We start from the raw sequence: 17308 nt of genomic DNA, 5'->3' as shown, positions 1-17308 counted from the left end.
GGGCTTAAATTTTATTTTCGGTTCGGCGGCGGAGTTAAATTTGCCGCCGAGTTTTAAGATCCCACTCAAATCTACATGGCAAAATCCGCTCGCCCTACCCTTAAATTTACGGCGTCAAATTTGACCCAAAAGACGCTTGTCATGCTCGCCGAATACCAAATTTAAAAAGGCTAGTAAGCTACATTTGCGTAATATTTTGTTATAATTTCCGAAAAATTTAAGGTATAAAGTGAACGAGAATAAAGAATATTTCGTAAAAGAAGAAGATTTTATCGTATCAAAAACCGACCTAAAGGGCAGGATAACCTACTGCAATCAGCCGTTTTTAAAGATCGTCGGCGCTACGCAAGAGCAGCTTTTGCACAAGCCGCACAACATCATCAGGCACCCCGATATGCCGCGCATCGTGTTTAAGCTGCTGTGGGAGCATATCAAGGCGAAGAAGGAAATCTTTGCGTTCGTTAAAAACAAGAGCTTTGACGGCGGCTTTTACTGGGTATTTGCTAACATTACGGCTTCGCTAGACGCTAACGGCGAGATCATCGGCTACTACTCCGTCCGCCGCAAACCAAATCCAGAAGGCGTCAAATTTATCGAAGGCGTATATAGACGGCTGCTTGAGGCTGAAAAAAGCGGCGGCATGGAGACTTCCGGTAAGCTGCTGGGACAAATTTTAGCCGGTGCCGGCGTCAGCTACGACGAGCTAGTACATAAACTTCAGCGAGGACAGATATGAGGCAGCATCCTATCTCGGGCGATATAATTAAGCTAAAAAACGAGCTTAACGAGCTTGAAAAAATGGACATCAAACCGCAAGAAGCGATCATGAGCGCCGCACAGTTTAGCGCTCTAGCAAGCGCGGTCAAAGAGCGAGGGACAAAGGCTAGCGGATATTTTTCGGCCGTTTTTGATGATGAGGACTACTATGCTAACGTCAGCGCCTATCTCTCGCAGATACTACTAGAGATATCGCTAAAAAGCGAGAAAAATGGCATAAGCACGGCGGCAAATCAAAAACTCCAAGTCGCTGCGAAAAACATCAAGGATATAACCGAGCTTTTACAAGCTCAAAGCGCCATCATGCAAAAATACAAAAGACGAAGCTTCTTTGACAAAGACGCGGCTCGTCTGCGCGCCGTAAAGACGCAACTAGCCGAGCTGCTCAAAGCGCAATCAAGACTAGATAAACTACTAAAAATGCAGGCTAGCATCATCTCAAACGTGATTTTGGGCGAGTTTAAGATGGCGTATAAATTTTTACTTTATTCTGTTTTTTTAGCAAAAAGCAGAGGCGATCAGCTCCTTTTAGCCGAGATAATCAGCGTTTGCGATAAGATCGCGGCGATGATAGAACCGGTTTTTAGCGGTCAAAGCCTGCAAACCGGCGAGCTCGTGTATCACTATCTAGTTTACGAGCTGCGAGAGCTGAAAGATGATTTTATAAACTAATCTTTTTGTTTTTTTGTGTTATTTTTTTATAAATTTAGCGCGATTAAACTGCGGCAAATTTAATCATGTTTTCAAATTTGCATTAATCCAATAGATATTTAAATTTAACGCTCTGCCGTAAATTTAAATATCTTTTAAAATTTCATCCGCTATTTTTCCCGCGCCGCCGTTATCTATCTGCCCAGAAAGCTTGCTTGAAATTTGCGCTATATCCATCTCGTTTATCAAATTTAGCATCTCATCCGCATCGATCTCGCCGCCTTTTTGAAAGCAAAATTTGGCCAAATTTTGATCCACGAGAAATTTCGCATTAAATACCTGATGGTTGTTTGCGGCGTAAGGATAAGGCACAAATACGCTAGGTAGCGCATTTGCCGTGAGTTCCCACAGCGTACCCGCCCCTGCGCGGCTTATCGCTAGATCGGCACGGCTCATCTTAAGCTCTATTTTGGGATCAAAGTCAAAAAGTTCGAGCTCATCGCCGCTAAGACCAAGCTTTTTATACTCCCCTTGCAAGCTCTCAAGCGCGTTTTTTCCGCATTGATGGATGATTTTTACGCCTTTTTCTTTAAAAACGGGAGCCAGCTTTAAGGCTAACGAATTTATCGCCGCCGCACCCTGCGAACCGCCTAAAAATATCACCGTTTTTAGCTCGCTGCGAAGCCTAGCCGAGCTAAAAAATCTCTCCGCTACGGGATAGCTAAACACAGGTTTAAAATACGAGCTAAAAAAGCCCTTTGCGAGCGGTTTTAGGAGCTTGTTTAGATTGCCGATCACGGCGTTTTGCTCATGGATAAAAAGCGGCCTGCGCGATATAATCGCCGCAAATGCAGCAGGCGCCGCACTGTATCCGCCCACGCTAACGACGGCTTTTACGCCTTGGGTCTTAAAGATTTTTCGGCATTTAAAGGCTAAATTTAGGATATTAAAAAGCGAAAAAAGCTTGCCTAGTCCTTTTTTATTTACAACTCCGCTGCTGGGCAGGAAAAATTTCTCGCTAAATGCGGCGTCGTTTTCAAACCACATCTTGTCCTGTCCGCTACTGGATCCTACAAATATCGTCCTACATCCGCGCGATACCAGTTCTTCGTTTAAGGCTTTTGCGACAGCCAGGTGTCCGCCAGTGCCGCCGCCGCAGATTACGATAGTGCCGTTTTGCAGACTGCCTACAGCTTTGTTTTGGGCTTCGTCGCTAGTCAAATTTGACGGTGAAATTTCAGCTAAATTTTGCACTTTGTCTTTTAAATTTTCAGGCGTCAAATTTTACTCCTTGCCGTTTAAATTTAGAATGCTCAAATTTGCCTTACCGTGCCGCAAGTCAAATTTAAGCTCAATCTTTTACTTTTTTACTCACCATCAGCACCATGCCGACCCCTATGCAAAGCGCTAGGATCGAGCTGCCGCCGTAGCTTAGAAACGGCACGGCGATGCCCTTGATAGGCGTGATCGAGGTGATGCCGTATGAGTTCATGATGAACGAAAACGATATGAGAAGTCCGACGCCGAGCGTAAAGAGGTGGTAGACTTTGTTTTCGCTCCTTGAGGATACGCGAAAGATGCGGAAAAGCAAAATCAAAAGAAGCGACGTGATGATGAGTATCCCCAGCACCCCAACCTCCTCGGCGATACCGGCAAGTACGAAGTCCGTGTGCACTTCGCTCAAAAATCCGAGCTTAAACACGCCAGCTCCTAGCCCCTCGCCGAAAAATCCGCCGTGCTTTATGGCATTTAGCGAGTGCGAGATCTGATAGGGCTCCGGCACGCCCTCGACGCGAAACATATTTGCCATACTTTCGGGCATAAGCGAAAGAACCATATTTTGCACCGTGCCCCACCATGACTTTATACGTAATATGCGGTGTTCCGACGTAAAAATAGCCACGATAGCAAGCACCGAAGCGCCCGCCATGCCAATGACGAAAAGCCGCTTGCTAGTGCCGGCAAAAAGCATCATAACGATGAGCGTAAGCGCCAAAACGACGACTTGACCGAGGTCGTTTTGAAGGATGGCGATAAGATAAACGGCTATCAAAAACAAAAACATATAAGGCAAAATGAGCTTAAATTCCTGCTTTAGGCTCTTTTTGCTACCGTCGATCTTGCGCGCGAAACTCCATGCTAAAAAGTAAACGAAACCGATCTTAAAAAACTCCACCGGCGCTAGAGAAAAGCCAGGCAAGCGTATCCAGCGCTTGGCTCCGCCCGCATCGGTGACTAGCGAGCTAGGCAGCGCGTGCATAGCTCCCATAGCGATAGCGCAAAAGCCAAATAGACAAAAGCCGATCCAGACCATGGATTTGTCAGGGTCAAGCCGCGAGATGCCCCACATTAAAAATATCCCGATCGCCCCAACGACAAGTTGTCTGATGAAAAAATGATAAGGATCGTAGTTGAAGAAAAGCACGGTAAAAACGGGCAAGGAGAGCGAAAAAACGATACCGATAGTAATGAGCGCGACGCAAGAGTAAAATATCCACTTATCCGCCTGCATTTTTTCCTTTCCCGAGTTAAATTTAATGGGCGATTCTACTTAAATATGGCTTACAAAGATGTTAATCGGGCGTTCATAAATTTCAAATTTAGCTAAAAAATCGCCTGAAAAAAATTAAAAATATAATAATATAAATTATATCAATATATAATTTTAACTTAGTATTAAGTAAATGGTTTGTAACATACGCGCGTTATGCAAATGTAGCATAAAACTAAAAAGGAGTCTAAATGAGAGTTAAATTTTCAGTTGCCGCATGTGCGGTTTTGGCGCTATTTACGGCGCAGGCGAACGCCGCCGATACGGTTAAGCTAGAAGGCGTCGAGATAAATAGCGTCGGCGATAACATCAGCGAGAGCGGTATCAGCGAAGGCATCCTAACCAAAAACGTGCAAAAACGGGATCCTAGCCGGTAAAAAGGTACTAGATACGCCGTATCAGATAAGCACGATCACGAAAGAAACGATGAATCACCAGGGCGTGACCGGCTTTGAGGAGGCGGTGAAGTACTTCCCGTCCGCGCAAGTGCAGATGAGAGGCGGCACCACGGTCGGTCGTCCGCAAACTTGCGGCTTTGAAGGCAGCGTCGTGGGCAACGTTTTTTGGGACGGTTTTTACGCTATCTCGACTACGGCGATCCCGATGGCTATGTTTGAGAGTTTGCAGATACAAAACGGTCTTGCCGGCTCGCTTTACGGCCCGCAAAATCCGGTCGGCGTCTTTAACTACACGAGAAAACGCCCGGTATATAACGAGCACAGCATCTGGGCGGACTACGCTTCGCGCGAGCACTTCGGCTTAGGCGTGGATAGCTCGATGAAATTTGACAAGGTAGGCTACCGCGCGGTCGTATACGGCTCGGACGGCGCGAAACAGGTAAAAGGCAGCAACTACCAGCGCCGCCTAGCCAGCCTCACGCTCGAGTTTTATCCGACCGAGTCGCTTACGTTTGAGACTGCGGCTAGCTACTACGAGCACAACACTCACGGATTTGCGGGACTTTTTGCGCTTTACGTAAAAGACGGCATGATCAGAAACGACCTAAAGCTGCCTGATCCCGTAGATAACAAAACTCCCGGACTTGGTCAGCTATACGGCGGTATGAATCTAAAAACGACGACGGCTAGCGCTAAATTTAAATACGCTCCGAGCGAGGATTGGTATTTTGAAGGCGGATATCAGTTCCAGCGAGCCGATCGACATATACACAGCGTCGTAAATAGAATCACCGATAAAAACGGCAATTACGATACCTATCACAGCGGCGGAGCGACCGCGGCGTATAGATTTGATCTACCTAGCGGCTATCTAAAGGCGGTCACGGACTTTGATACCTGGGGGCTAAACCATAACTTTAGCGTGCAGGCAAACGGATATAGATACGTGCAGTATCGCTACTCAAATTTAAGCACGACGACGAAAGCCGGCTCGGCAAATATCAACGATCCTAAAATTTTCCCGCATCCAAACTCAAAAAAAGGCTCGAATTTATATAAACTAAGCACGACCGATATGAAAAATATCTCCGTGCTAGACGATATCACGATAAACGATAACTTTAGCTTGCTTTTAAGCCTCTCAAACAGCTGGATAAAAGAGCGCACTCGCCCGGCCATAACCGCGACGCAAAGACAGCTAAAGCCTATCGTGACTAAATACGACGAATCAGGCCTTAGCTACGGTGCGAGCTTGGTTTATAAGACGGTCGAAAACGTCAGCACGTATTTTACCTTTGCCGATAGCTTGCAACAAGGCGGCACCGGCACGAACGCCGACGGCACGACCAGCACGCTAAAACCGTATCGCTCGAAACAATACGAAATAGGCGCCAAAGCTCGCATAAACGAAATCGACTTTAGCTCGGCGGTATTTAGGATACAGCGCCCTATCGCCTATGTCGGCAGTAGCGGCAAATACGATGTACAAGGCGAGCAGGTAAACACGGGATTTGAGTTTATGAGCGGCGGCAAAATCACCTCAAATTTAAGCGTTCTAGGCGGCTTTACGCTTATAAATTCTAAATTTAAAAATCCGCTACTAAAAGGCGCAAACGGCAAGGTCGTAAACGGCGTGCCTAAACTAAATTCGAATTTGCTATTTGACTACGTCGTTGCAAATACCGAAAAGCTCGCATTTAGAGCAAATTTCCACTACACGAGCAAGATGTATATCGACGATCTAAACACACAGGCTACGCCTAGCTTTTTCGTCACCGATCTTGGCGTGAGATACGTTAGCCGCGCGATGCTAGGCAAGCAAACCACTTTGCGCTTTAACGTAAATAACGTATTTAACAAAAAATACTGGGCGGGTATGTATCCTGCAAGCGCTGACGGCGCAGGCACCAGCGCTAGCGTTCTTGGCGTAGCTAACGGGCTAAGCCTGGGCGAGAGTAGGATGTTTATGCTGTCAGCCGAAGTCAAATTTTAATTTGATTTAAGGCTTGTCTCGCGAGCGTCTTTAACGGAGCTTGAAATCTCCCTTGATGAACTACGTGTTCTATCTTCGGTAGAAAATTTTCTTCGCAACCATCAAAGCCGTCTCGCGATACTTTACTTTATTGCCTTACATTCAAATTTGCAACGCTTCTTGATATAAAATTTATCTTACAACACTACTTTCAAACGCACGTCCTTATTTTCTCAAATTTCACAAAAAATAAATTTAACCAAACGCATCCATAAGAGTAAACATAAATTCATTAAATTTAAAAAATATATTACATATAAATTGCATATTAAGGTAATAAGATGTAACATCGGCTTACTTAAATATAAAAATAAATATTTTAATACTTTACAAAGAGGTATAAATGAAAGTTAAAATTTCAGTTGCCGCATGTGCGGTTTTAGCGCTATTTGCAGCACAAGCAAACGCAGCCGATACGGTCAAGCTTCAGGAGGTCGAGGTAAACAGCGTCGGCGATAATATCAGCGAGAGCGGTATCAGCGAAGGCATACTAAACAAAGGCGTCGCCAGCGGTCCGCTAGCGGGCAAAAAGGTGCTTGATATGCCTTATCAGGTAAACACGATGTCGATTGAGGCTATGAACCATCAAGGCGTGGCCGGTTTTGAGGATGCGGTGAAGTATTTTCCTTCAGCGCAAATCCAAACTAGAGGCGGCATCGAGGTAGGCCGTCCGCAGACTCGCGGCTTTCAGGGCTCAGTCGTCGGTAACGTACTTTGGGACGGCTTTTACTCGGTCTCTACTACGGCCATACCTATGTATATGTTTGAGGGGCTTCAGATACAAAACGGTCTTGCAGGCTCGCTTTACGGCGGACAAGATCCGGCGGGCATCTTTAACTACACTAGAAAACGTCCGGTGCCGTTTTCAAACACGTTTTGGGCCGATTATACGAGTAGGTCAAATTTCGGTATAGGCTGGGATACTTCGGATAGATTTCAGTACGTCGGCTACCGAGGCGTGTTTTACAAGAGCGACGGCGCAAAGCAAGCTAAAAATAGCGACTACGAAAGAAATTTAGCTAGCCTAGGGCTTGATTTTTATCTAACCGAAAATTTTACCATCGAGACGAATTTTAGCTACTACAAACACAAAATGCTTGGAATGCCCGGCGGCTTTTCGGTGCCGGGTAGAAACGGTGTTTTAAACTTTGCTATACCGGACGCTACAAAAAATACGAAAGCGGGCCTAGAGCAAGAGTGGGCAGGAAGCGACCTAAAAACTACGACCGCTAGCGTTAAATTTAAATACGCTCCGACCGAGCGTTGGTATTTCGAGGGTGGCTATCAGTGGCAAAAAGCCATCCGCGATATGTACGGTACGAGCAAAACTTTTACGAATCAAAACGGAGATTTTAGCGTAGCGGCTAGCGGAGGAAACGGCGCGGCAAGCAGGTTTGACGTACAAAGCTGGTTTGCTAAAGCTACGACCGAGTTTGAGACGTTCGGTATAGAGCATAACTTCGGCGTGCAGGCAAACGGATACATATGGACGATATACGGCGCTAAAACCGCAGGCGGAAGAGCAAATTTGGGTAACTCGAATTTATATAATCCAAAAACTTTTTCAAATCCGGGCGTAGCAAAAGGCAGCGGGGCTTATAAAAGCAGTCAAGGCACTATGAAAAACCTAACTATCGCCGACGATATAAAGCTAAACGACTACTTTAGCGTCATTTTAAGCGCGGCTAGAAGCAACTTTGAGGACAAAAATAAGCAAACGGGCGTAAAAACGTACGACGAGAGCGGCACTAGCTATGCGGCGAGCTTTATTTACCGCCCGGTAGAAAACGTAAGCCTATACTTCACATATGCAGACAGCTTGCAAGCAGGCTCAAGCTACACCTACGAAAGAACCAATCCAAGATACGGCGAAACGGTCGTTTTAAAGCCGTTTAGAAGCAAGCAATACGAGATCGGCGCAAAAGCCAGGATAGAGGATATCGACCTATCTACGGCGCTTTTTGAGATAAAACGCCCGATAGCCTATCTAGGCGACAACAACGAGTATAGTATCCAAGGCGAGCAGGTAAATAGAGGCCTAGAGTTTACCGCAGGAGGCAAGATTACAAACGATCTTAGCGTAATGGGCGGCGTCGCGCTAATACAGCCGAAGCTAAAAAAGGCAAAACAAGCCTACGCGCAGGGCAAGATCGTGGTCGGCGAACCCAAAGTTCAGTCAAATTTACTCTTTGACTACGTCGTGCCAAATACAAACAAGCTAGCCCTAAGCGCAAATTTACACTACACGGGCAAACGCTACGCCGATCAGCGCAACGTAAATGCCGTGCCTGCATACTTTACGACCGATCTTGGCATCCGCTACGTGACCAAAGAGTGGCTAGGCAAGCAAACTACGCTAAGATTTAACGTAAATAACGTATTTGATAAAAGATACTGGGTCGGAATGTTCCCGTCAAATATCGACGGAACTAGTAACGGCACGGGCGCTAGCTTATTTTTGGGACAGAGCAGAACGTTTATGCTATCAGCCGAGGTTAAATTTTAAAATTTGAAATAGCCTATCTATTGATATGGTTTTATAAAATCTTGAAGTCGAATTTAGAAATTCGGCTTCAAGAATTATATTAAGCGATTAAGGGCAAGGTTGAATTTTAAAAATATCGCTCATAGTAAGCAAATTTAAATTTTTAAGGATATTTCGTATTTTTAAAAATTTAAATCAAAATCCCAAGAAGGAGTTTTTGTGAAAAATCATATTTCTATCGCCGCTTGCGCTAGTTTGTTTGCCTGCGCGGCGCTAAATTTGACGGCGGCCGAAACCGTCAAGCTCGATGCCGTCGAAGTTCGAGGCGGCTCATATAGCATCTCTCAAAGCGGTATCGATGAAGGAATTTTAAACAAAGAGGCGGTGAGTGGTCCGCTGGCAGGCAAAAAGATCCAAAATATGCCGTACCAGATAAACACCGTTACGCGTGAGCTGATGGATAATCAAATCGCTCAGCAGCCCGCCGATCTCATAAAATTTTTTCCTTCGGCGCAGCTTCAGTATCGGTTTGGCCCCGAAATAGCTCGCCCAGAAACTCGCGGATTTCAAGCCGGAGTCGTGGGCAATATGCTCTGGGACGGCTTTTATGTAATGCCGATGATCTCGATCCCAATGGTGGCCTTTGAGACAATGCAGGTGCAAAACGGCCTCGCAGGCTCACTCTACGGCGGCCAGTCGCCAAGCGGTATATTTAACTATGTTAGAAAGCGCCCCGTACCGTCGCAGCATATTATTTTCGCAGATTACGTCTCTCGCGGAAATTTAGGCTGGGGGCTCGATACTTCGGATAAATTTGAAAAAGTCGGCTATCGCAGTGTGGTTTATTACGGTGACGGGCAAAGGCAGGTTAAAGATAGCGTGTATAGAAGAAAATTTGCAAGCCTAGGACTTGATTTTTATTTGACCGACGCGCTAACGCTGGAGACCAATTACAGCTATTTCGAGCACGATATGTATGGGCTTGCTACCAGCTTTAGCGTAGGTTCTAGGAACGGCGTGCTAAATTTCGATGTGCCAAGCCCGGTTAAAAGTAACAAAAAAGGCCTCGGACAACCGTTTGCAGGTAGCATTCTCACGGTAAAAACAGCTAGCGCGAAGCTAAAATACGAGCTAAACGACGATTGGAATTTTGAAGGCGGCTACCACTGGTACTGGTCTAACCGCAATATGAATACCGCGCGAAACACGTTTATAAACTCAAACGGCGATTATCGCGTGAACTACGGCGAAAAAGACGGCGGCGGCCCAAGTGATCTGCGTAGCTATTTTGCTAAGGCTTTGGGTAAATTTGAAACGGGCTTTTTAAAGCACGACTTTGGTATCGCGGCAAACGGCTTTCACTGGATATCGTATTCTAGGCCTAATAGAGCACAATCGGGCAACATCGGAACGTCAAATATCTACAATCCCTCGCCTTTACAAAATCCGAATTTTAGACAAGGCGGCGGCGCAAAGAGAAAAAGCGGCTCAAGCGATATGAATAACGTTTCAATTGCCGACGAGATCGCGTTTAACGAGCACTTTAGCACGCTTTTATCGGTTTCTAAGTCATGGTTTAAAAGCCAGAGTATAAGCGCTGCGGGAGTGAAAAAGAAAAACTACTCAAAAGACGGCAATAGCTACGCCGCAAGCCTCATCTATAAGCCAAACGAGGATATTAGTTTTTACGCAACCTACGCCGATAGCATCAATGTCGGATATTCTTACACTTATCCCGTAGGACACCCAAAATACGGCGAAACGGTTTATCTTGATCCAACCAGAAGCAAACAATACGAAATCGGCGCAAAGGCTCGCATAGGCGAGACCGACGTCTCAACCGCACTTTTTAGGATTGAAAGACCGATAGCTTATGAGAGCGTGGGCGCAGGCGGATATACGGAATTTTCCGAGCAAGGCAAGCAGGTAAATCAAGGTTTTGAGATAACCGCGGGCGGAAAGCTTACCGAAAATTTAAGCGCGTTCGGCGGTTTTATGCTGCTTGATGCAAGGCTAAAAGGCGCCAAAAACGCTTATGCGGAAAATAAATTTATGATCGGTCAGCCTAAATTTCGCGCGAATTTATTGCTCGATTACACCGTGCCAAATACGAATAAACTCGCGTTTAGCACGAATTTTCACTACTCCGGCAAGCAATACGTGGACGAGACCAACACTCACGACGTGGACGGATATTTTCTCACCGATTTGGGCGTAAGGTATAGCACCAAAGCGATCGGTAAGGAAACAATACTGCGATTTAACGTAAATAACGTATTTGATAAGAAGCATTGGATTAGCATGATGCCTGGAAGCGTGGACGGAAGCAGCAACAATACGATGCTTTTCTTGGGGCAGAGCAGGACGTTTATGCTTTCAGCGCAGGTTAAATTTTAATATTTTGGAGAAAAAATGCAAGGACTACTAAACTGGCAGGCCATCAGGGAGCTTAAATTTGCCCCGATGACGCGGGATGGAGCCGGCGGAAGCGCGGTTAATTGGGACGAAATAGCCCAGATGTATAACGGCATGGCCGAGCTTGAAAAATGTAGCGCGCAAATTTTAGCGGATGCTTTACCGATAACGTCCGAAGATAGCGTACTAGACGTTGGTTGCGGACCAGGGCGCCTTAGCATACCGATGGCAAGGCGAGCCAAAAGCCTAACCGCGCTTGACGCATTTGGCGGGATGCTTAAATTTTGTAAACAAAACGCCGAAAATGCCGACGTAAAAAATATAAAATTTTTACAGAAAAGCTGGCTAGACGAAGACGCGTTAGAAATAATCGGCAAGCACGATGTCGTCGTCGCCTCGCGTTCGGTCGGTCTTGGCGATATAAAAAAACTAAACGACTCAGCAAAAAAATACGTATGTATCACTTGCTTTTTGGAAGATTATCCAAGTCTTAGAGAAATTTGGATGGATATGCTTGCAGGTATCGACGAAAGAGCCTCAAAACGTCCGCCTTTTATAAACGAAAACCCTAGGATGTTTGGCTACAACGTCACCTTTAATATGCTTTACGATCTGGGCGCAAACGTAAACGTACGTATCTTTGATACCGTTTATGAAAAGAACTTTGCAAGCAAGGATGAGGCTTACGAATTTTTAAAATTCGTCGGCGAGATCCCAAAAGAAAAAGAGAAAATTTTTAGAAAAAACGTGGATAAGTGGCTAGTAAAAGATAAGGGCGGAGTTAAATTTTACCGCACGACAAAAAGCTACGCGATGTGGTATGACGTAAGCGAGGTAAAATTTGAATAACAAAGCCCTTTTTGTCGTTTTAACGGTAGTGCTGATAGTTTGCGCTTTTGTCTCTCTTACCCTTGGCAGATATAGCCTCGGCGCGTCTGAAATTTTTGCCAGTTTACACTCTTTGCTAACCGGCTCCAGCGTGCAAAACGAGCAAGCAAACGCCGTGATAACGCAGATCAGGCTTCCTCGCATCGCCTTTGCAGTGCTTGTAGGAGCCGCGCTTTCCGCATCCGGCGCGGTCTATCAGGGGCTTTTTAAAAATCCATTGGTATCGCCCGATATCCTAGGCGTATCTAGCGGCGCGGCGGTGGGGGCTAGTATCGCTATCATCTTTTCATTGCCGGTATTTTACGTCTCGCTAACGGCCTTTGGCTTTGGACTAGCCGCCGTTTTTGCGGTAGTCTTTTTAAGCCAGCTCATAGCCAGAGGCAAGCTAAACGTCATCATAATGGTACTTTCCGGCGTAGTTATCTCATCGCTTTTTGGAGCTTTTAGCTCGCTTTTAAAATTTCTAGCAGATAGCGAAAACAAGCTGCCCGAGATCACGTTTTGGCTGATGGGTAGCCTAGCTCGCACGGGAGGATATCAAAACGTCCTTTATATGCTAGGCGTAACGGCATTTTGCTCGGTGCCACTGTTTTTGCTTAGATTTAGGCTAAATATCTTAGCCTTTGGCGAAGAAGAGGCTAAAGCCATGGGCGTAAACGTCAAATTTTATAGCTTTGTTGTCATCTGCGCTTCTACTTTGCTGACGGCTTCTAGCGTTGCTTTTTGCGGTATAGTAGGCTGGGTCGGACTCATCGTGCCGCACATCGCACGCTCTATCGTCGGGGCGAATTTTAACGTCTTGCTGCCCGTTTCTATGCTATTAGGCGCGCTATTTTTGCTGATAGTCGATACTATCGCAAGGTGCGCGATGGCTAGCGAGATACCTCTTGGCATCATCACCTCGCTCATAGGCGCACCCGTTTTTATCTACCTACTTTATCAGAGTAAAAAGGGCTGGCTGTGAAATTTAAGATAAAAAATTTAAGCTGCGGATACGGCAAAAAGCTAGTCGTGAAAGAATTTAGCGCCGAGTTAGAAGACGGAGAAATTTTATGCTTGCTCGGACCAAACGGCGTAGGCAAGACGACGGTTTTTAAGACGATTTTGGGATTTTTAAAGCCATTTGGCGGAGAAATTTTAGCAGACGGGCGAGATTTTTTCGCCTTAAGCGACAAAGAGCGAGCAAAGATCGTTAGCTACGTGCCTCAGGCCCACACGCCACCCTTTGCTTTTAAGGTTTTAGACGTCGTTTTAATGGGACGCTCGCCATATATCGGAGCTTTTGAAAATCCAAGCGTAAAGGACGTAAAGATCGCCCTTCAAAAGCTCGAGATGCTGGAAATGAGCGAATTTGCGGATAAAATTTACACCGATATCAGCGGCGGCGAGAGGCAAATGGTCTTAATAGCAAGGGCTTTGGCGCAAGAAGCAAGCGCCGTGATGCTTGACGAGCCCGCTTCAAATTTGGACTTTGGAAACCAAGTAAAAATCCTAAAAGCCGTAAAAGAGCTAGCGGAAAACGGGCATAAAATCATCATGACTTCGCACTTTGCCGAGCATGCTTTTTATATAGACGCCAAGGTTGCGCTTTTAAAAAGAGATCAAAGCATCATCTACGGTAGCGCTAACGAAGCGATAACGGATGAAAATTTAAAACTCGCTTACGGGGCCGATATAAGAGTAGTAAAAAACGAGATCGAAGGCAGGAGCGTTTATTCCTGCGTTCCCATCATTTAAGGAGAAAAAATGAGAAAAATTTTGACGGTTTTGATACTTGCGGCTTGCCTTTTGCAAGCGCGTATCATAGTAGACGACGGCGGCAAAGAGGTGCAAATACCAGATAACGTAGAGCGCGTAACGCCGATGATAGGAGCATTTACGCAGATGAGCGCGATGCTAACTGGCGAAGATAAAATCATCTCGGGCGCGGCGCGGCTACCTGAAATGATGAGTAAAATTTTCCCTAAAATAAAAACGATGAATAACGTAAGCGGCTCGCTAACAAGCAGCGCCGAAAGCATTATCGCCTCAAACACGCAGGTTGTTTTTGGGCCCGTCGGTATGATATTTGACGAAAATCAAAGAGCGCAACTAGAAGCCGCCGGCATCGCAGTCGTAAATATAAATAAATTTAGTAACGCTAGCGAGATAAAAGGCGCGGTTAGCAAAATAGCCCAAATTTTAGGCGGCGATGCGGTAAAAAAGGCAGAGGAATTTAACAAGTATTTTGACGAAAATATAAAATACGTAAGCGAAAAAGTTCAAAATATCAAGGATAAAAAGCGGGTTTTGGCTCTAAATTTTAACTCGGGAAATTTTAGCACGATCAGCGGCAAAGATATCGGCGCGGAGTACATAAAAATCGCCGGTGGCGTAAATTTAAGCTCCCAAGATAACGAGACGGATTTTAAGATTTCAAAGACGATAAACGAGGAGCAAGTTATTATCTTTAATCCCGACGTCATCATCACAAATTCTCGCGAAGGCAAGGAAAAAATCCTAAATAATCCTGCGTTTAAACAACTAAAAGCGGTCAAAGACGGCGCCGTCTTCATCGTGCCTAGCGGAGTTTATCTGTGGTCGGTTAGAAGCGCCGAGGGCGCCTTGCAGCCGCTTTGGCTAGCCAAGACCTTTTATCCGCAAATTTTCGCAGATGTAAATTTGGAAGAAGAAGTGAAGAAATTTTACCTTAAATTTTACCGCTACGAACTAAGCGACGAGGAAGTAAAACAAATACTAAATCCAAAATAAGACCGCTAAATTTTTGCCTCGCTTCGCAAACGCGGGGCGAATAAATTTAGCCCTCGCCGCTTTTGCGTTTTTATAAATTTAAGCCCGTTTGGGTATAATCTGCCCTTTTAAACGCGAGGAAAATATGCCCCTTTCAAAACTAAATCAAGAACAATACGCCGCCGCGACCGCTCCTGCCGGGCACAATCTAGTTATCGCAAGTGCGGGCACCGGTAAAACCAGCACCATCGTCGCGCGCATCGCTCATCTGCTAAATTTAGGCGTAAAGCCCGAAAAAATCCTACTACTAACCTTCACCAACAAGGCCGCGGCCGAGATGATCGAGCGTCTAAACCGACATTTTGATAAAAAAATCACCTCGCGCATCACGGCGGGCACATTTCACTCGGTTTCTTATTCGCTGCTTAAATTTCTAGAAAAACCGGTCACGCTAAAGCAGCCTAGCGAGCTGAAGACGCTGCTAAAATCGCTCGTCGAGAGACGCAAATTTAACCACCTAAGCGACGTTAAGCCTTATGGGGGCGCCTATCTTTACGACGCGTATTCGCTGTATCAAAATTTAGCCTTAAAGCAAACGTTTGGCGAATGGCTAAAAGAGCGAAGCGATGAGCAAGGCGTATATGCCGAGATTTATGAGGACGTTTTGCGCGAATTTGAGGAGGAAAAGAGCAAATTTGGCTATGCGGATTTTAACGACCTGCTTATCAAAATGCGTAACGAACTGAGAAAAGGCGCGCCGCTAAAATTTGAGGAAATTTTAGTCGACGAGTATCAGGACACAAACTCCCTGCAAGGCTCGCTAATCAGCGCTTTTGAGACGAAAAGCCTTTTTTGCGTCGGGGATTTTGACCAGAGCATTTACGCTTTTAACGGCGCAAACATCGAGATCATCGGCTCGTTTAAGGACCGCTTCGCAGACGCTAAAATTTACGCGCTAAACATCAACTATCGCAGCAGCTCGGCTATCCTAGCACTTGCCAACAAGGTGATCGCAAACAACCCGCGCCTTTACGAAAAAAAGCTAGTCGTCGGCCGCGAGGGTAAATTTACCTCGCCAAAGCTGCTTGTTTATAGCGAGCTTTTCGATCAGTACGCAAACATCGCGCAGATCATCGCCGTTTCAAAATATAAACAAGAAAATATCGCCATCATCTTTCGCAACAACTCAAGCGCCGACGGCCTAGAAGTCGCGCTGCGAGAGCTGGGTATCGGCTCCAAGCGCAAGGGCGGCGTGAGTTTTTTTGAGAGCCGCGAGGTACGCGCTGCGATGGATCTGCTAGGCATCCTTATAAATCCAAAAGACATCATGGCCTTTATCCACGTGTGCGAATACGCAAAAGGCGTGGGCGCTGCGCTTAGCAAGGAGATTTTTGAAGTGCTAAGCAAGGTCGGACACGGCGACGTCGTGCGAGGATTTTTGCAGCCCGACGATAGCGTGGAAGCCTTTGCCAAAAAAACCAAAAACTACCAGCTGGGGCTTTTTGACGAGCTTGACGAGGTCGGGGAGAAGTCGCGCTTTGCTAAATTCAACTTTAGCGAGAAATTTTTCGCCCACCCCGTGCTAAAAATGCAAAAACTAAGCGAGAGCGGCGGGCAATTTTTGTATGAAATTTACAACTTTTTAAGCGCCGCCAAACGCCACTCGCGCCCAACCTCGCTGATAGAGGATCTCAAAAATAGCAAAATTTACGCCCTCATCGCGGATAGCCTCGCGACCAAGCGCGCCACACAAAAAAACGGCAACATCGACGAAACGCTAAAAAAAGAGGCCCTGGAGCGCATCGCGGGCAAGCTAGAGGTGCTGGGCGAACTAGCCAAAAACTACTCGGAGGCGGAGAAATTTTATAACTTTATCACTCTGGGCAGCAGCGAGATGAGCAGCGGCGAAGGTGTAAATTTGCTAAGCGTGCACGCATCAAAGGGGCTTGAGTTTGACCTCGTTTTCGTAGTCGATCTCGCGCAAAATCGCTTCCCGAACCTCAAACTCATGAGCATGGGCGGCTCGCTCGAGGAGGAACGGCGACTCTTTTACGTCGCGGTCACGAGGGCGCGCGACGAACTGATTTTAAGCTATGCCAAATACGACAAAATCAAAAAGATAAACTACCAACCCAGCCAGTTTTTGATCGAGGCGGGGATGGCTAGCGCCGGGATTTAAATTTGACGGCAAATTTGACCGATGTGAAATTTGAAGTCGTTTAAATTTAGCCGCCTTATTTTATCTTTCATATGCCGCAGTCGGCGCTTGGCATAACCTGCACCTTGAAAAGGCATTTTTTTAAATCAATCTCCGCCGATGCAAGCGGACTAAATTTCAAATCAAATTCGAGTAGCTAGAAGTAGCGCCGCTAAATTTAACT

The 17308-nt window shown here is 46.0% G+C and carries 11 protein-coding genes and 1 pseudogene; 10 read left to right on the top strand and 2 right to left on the bottom strand.

Annotated elements, in window-relative coordinates:
• Positions 1-229: 229 nt before the first annotated feature.
• The gene (locus tag E4V70_RS00590; RefSeq protein WP_122862979.1) at positions 230-736 is read left to right on the top strand and encodes a PAS domain-containing protein; all 507 of its coding nucleotides are present in this window, start codon (positions 230-232) and stop codon (positions 734-736) included.
• On the top strand, positions 733-1449 hold the full coding sequence (locus tag E4V70_RS00585) for an imidazole glycerol phosphate synthase (protein WP_122862978.1): 717 nt from the start codon (positions 733-735) through the stop codon (positions 1447-1449). Before E4V70_RS00590 ends, E4V70_RS00585 begins: the two co-directional genes overlap by 4 nt.
• Before the next feature lie 123 nt (positions 1450-1572).
• Here E4V70_RS00585 and E4V70_RS00580 read toward each other — a convergent pair whose 3' ends face one another.
• Together E4V70_RS00580 and E4V70_RS00575 are read right to left on the bottom strand one after the other, a co-directional pair.
• Entirely contained in the window at positions 1573-2610 is a 1038-nt protein-coding gene (locus E4V70_RS00580) for a UDP-N-acetylglucosamine--N-acetylmuramyl-(pentapeptide) pyrophosphoryl-undecaprenol N-acetylglucosamine transferase (protein ID WP_414973866.1), read from the bottom strand.
• 169 nt (positions 2611-2779) lie between these two features.
• Positions 2780-3940 carry an FtsW/RodA/SpoVE family cell cycle protein gene (locus tag E4V70_RS00575; protein ID WP_122862977.1) on the bottom strand — a complete coding sequence of 387 codons (1161 nt, stop codon included), beginning with the start codon at positions 3938-3940 and terminating at the stop codon, positions 2780-2782.
• 230 nt (positions 3941-4170) lie between these two features.
• Between E4V70_RS00575 and E4V70_RS00570 the strand changes: the two are divergent.
• From E4V70_RS00570 to E4V70_RS00535, 8 genes and pseudogenes are all read left to right on the top strand, one after another.
• Positions 4171-6370: pseudogene (locus E4V70_RS00570) on the top strand (TonB-dependent receptor).
• Between the two features lie 382 nt (positions 6371-6752).
• Positions 6753-8915 carry a TonB-dependent receptor gene (locus tag E4V70_RS00565; protein WP_122862976.1) on the top strand — a complete coding sequence of 721 codons (2163 nt, stop codon included), beginning with the start codon at positions 6753-6755 and terminating at the stop codon, positions 8913-8915.
• A 198-nt stretch (positions 8916-9113) separates the two neighbouring features.
• Positions 9114-11291, top strand: a complete 2178-nt coding sequence (locus E4V70_RS00560) for a TonB-dependent receptor (RefSeq protein WP_122862975.1) — start codon at positions 9114-9116, stop codon at positions 11289-11291.
• A gap of 15 nt (positions 11292-11306) precedes the next feature.
• Positions 11307-12158: a class I SAM-dependent methyltransferase gene (locus E4V70_RS00555; RefSeq protein WP_122862974.1), complete on the top strand. Its 852-nt coding sequence runs from the start codon at positions 11307-11309 to the stop codon at positions 12156-12158.
• Complete coding sequence (locus tag E4V70_RS00550; protein ID WP_122862973.1) at positions 12151-13161, top strand: FecCD family ABC transporter permease; 1011 nt, start codon at positions 12151-12153, stop codon at positions 13159-13161. Before E4V70_RS00555 ends, E4V70_RS00550 begins: the two co-directional genes overlap by 8 nt.
• Positions 13158-13934, top strand: a complete 777-nt coding sequence (locus E4V70_RS00545) for an ABC transporter ATP-binding protein (RefSeq protein WP_122862972.1) — start codon at positions 13158-13160, stop codon at positions 13932-13934. The genes E4V70_RS00550 and E4V70_RS00545 overlap by 4 nt, the downstream gene beginning before the upstream one ends.
• Before the next feature lie 9 nt (positions 13935-13943).
• Entirely contained in the window at positions 13944-14948 is a 1005-nt protein-coding gene (locus E4V70_RS00540) for an ABC transporter substrate-binding protein (RefSeq protein WP_122862971.1), read from the top strand.
• A 124-nt stretch (positions 14949-15072) separates the two neighbouring features.
• Positions 15073-17106: an ATP-dependent helicase gene (locus E4V70_RS00535; protein ID WP_122862970.1), complete on the top strand. Its 2034-nt coding sequence runs from the start codon at positions 15073-15075 to the stop codon at positions 17104-17106.
• Positions 17107-17308 lie beyond the last annotated feature (202 nt).

This window comes from Campylobacter showae (assembly GCF_900699785.1).
Classification (GTDB): domain Bacteria; phylum Campylobacterota; class Campylobacteria; order Campylobacterales; family Campylobacteraceae; genus Campylobacter_A; species Campylobacter_A showae_D.
This window is presented reverse-complemented; position numbering and strand designations above follow the sequence as displayed.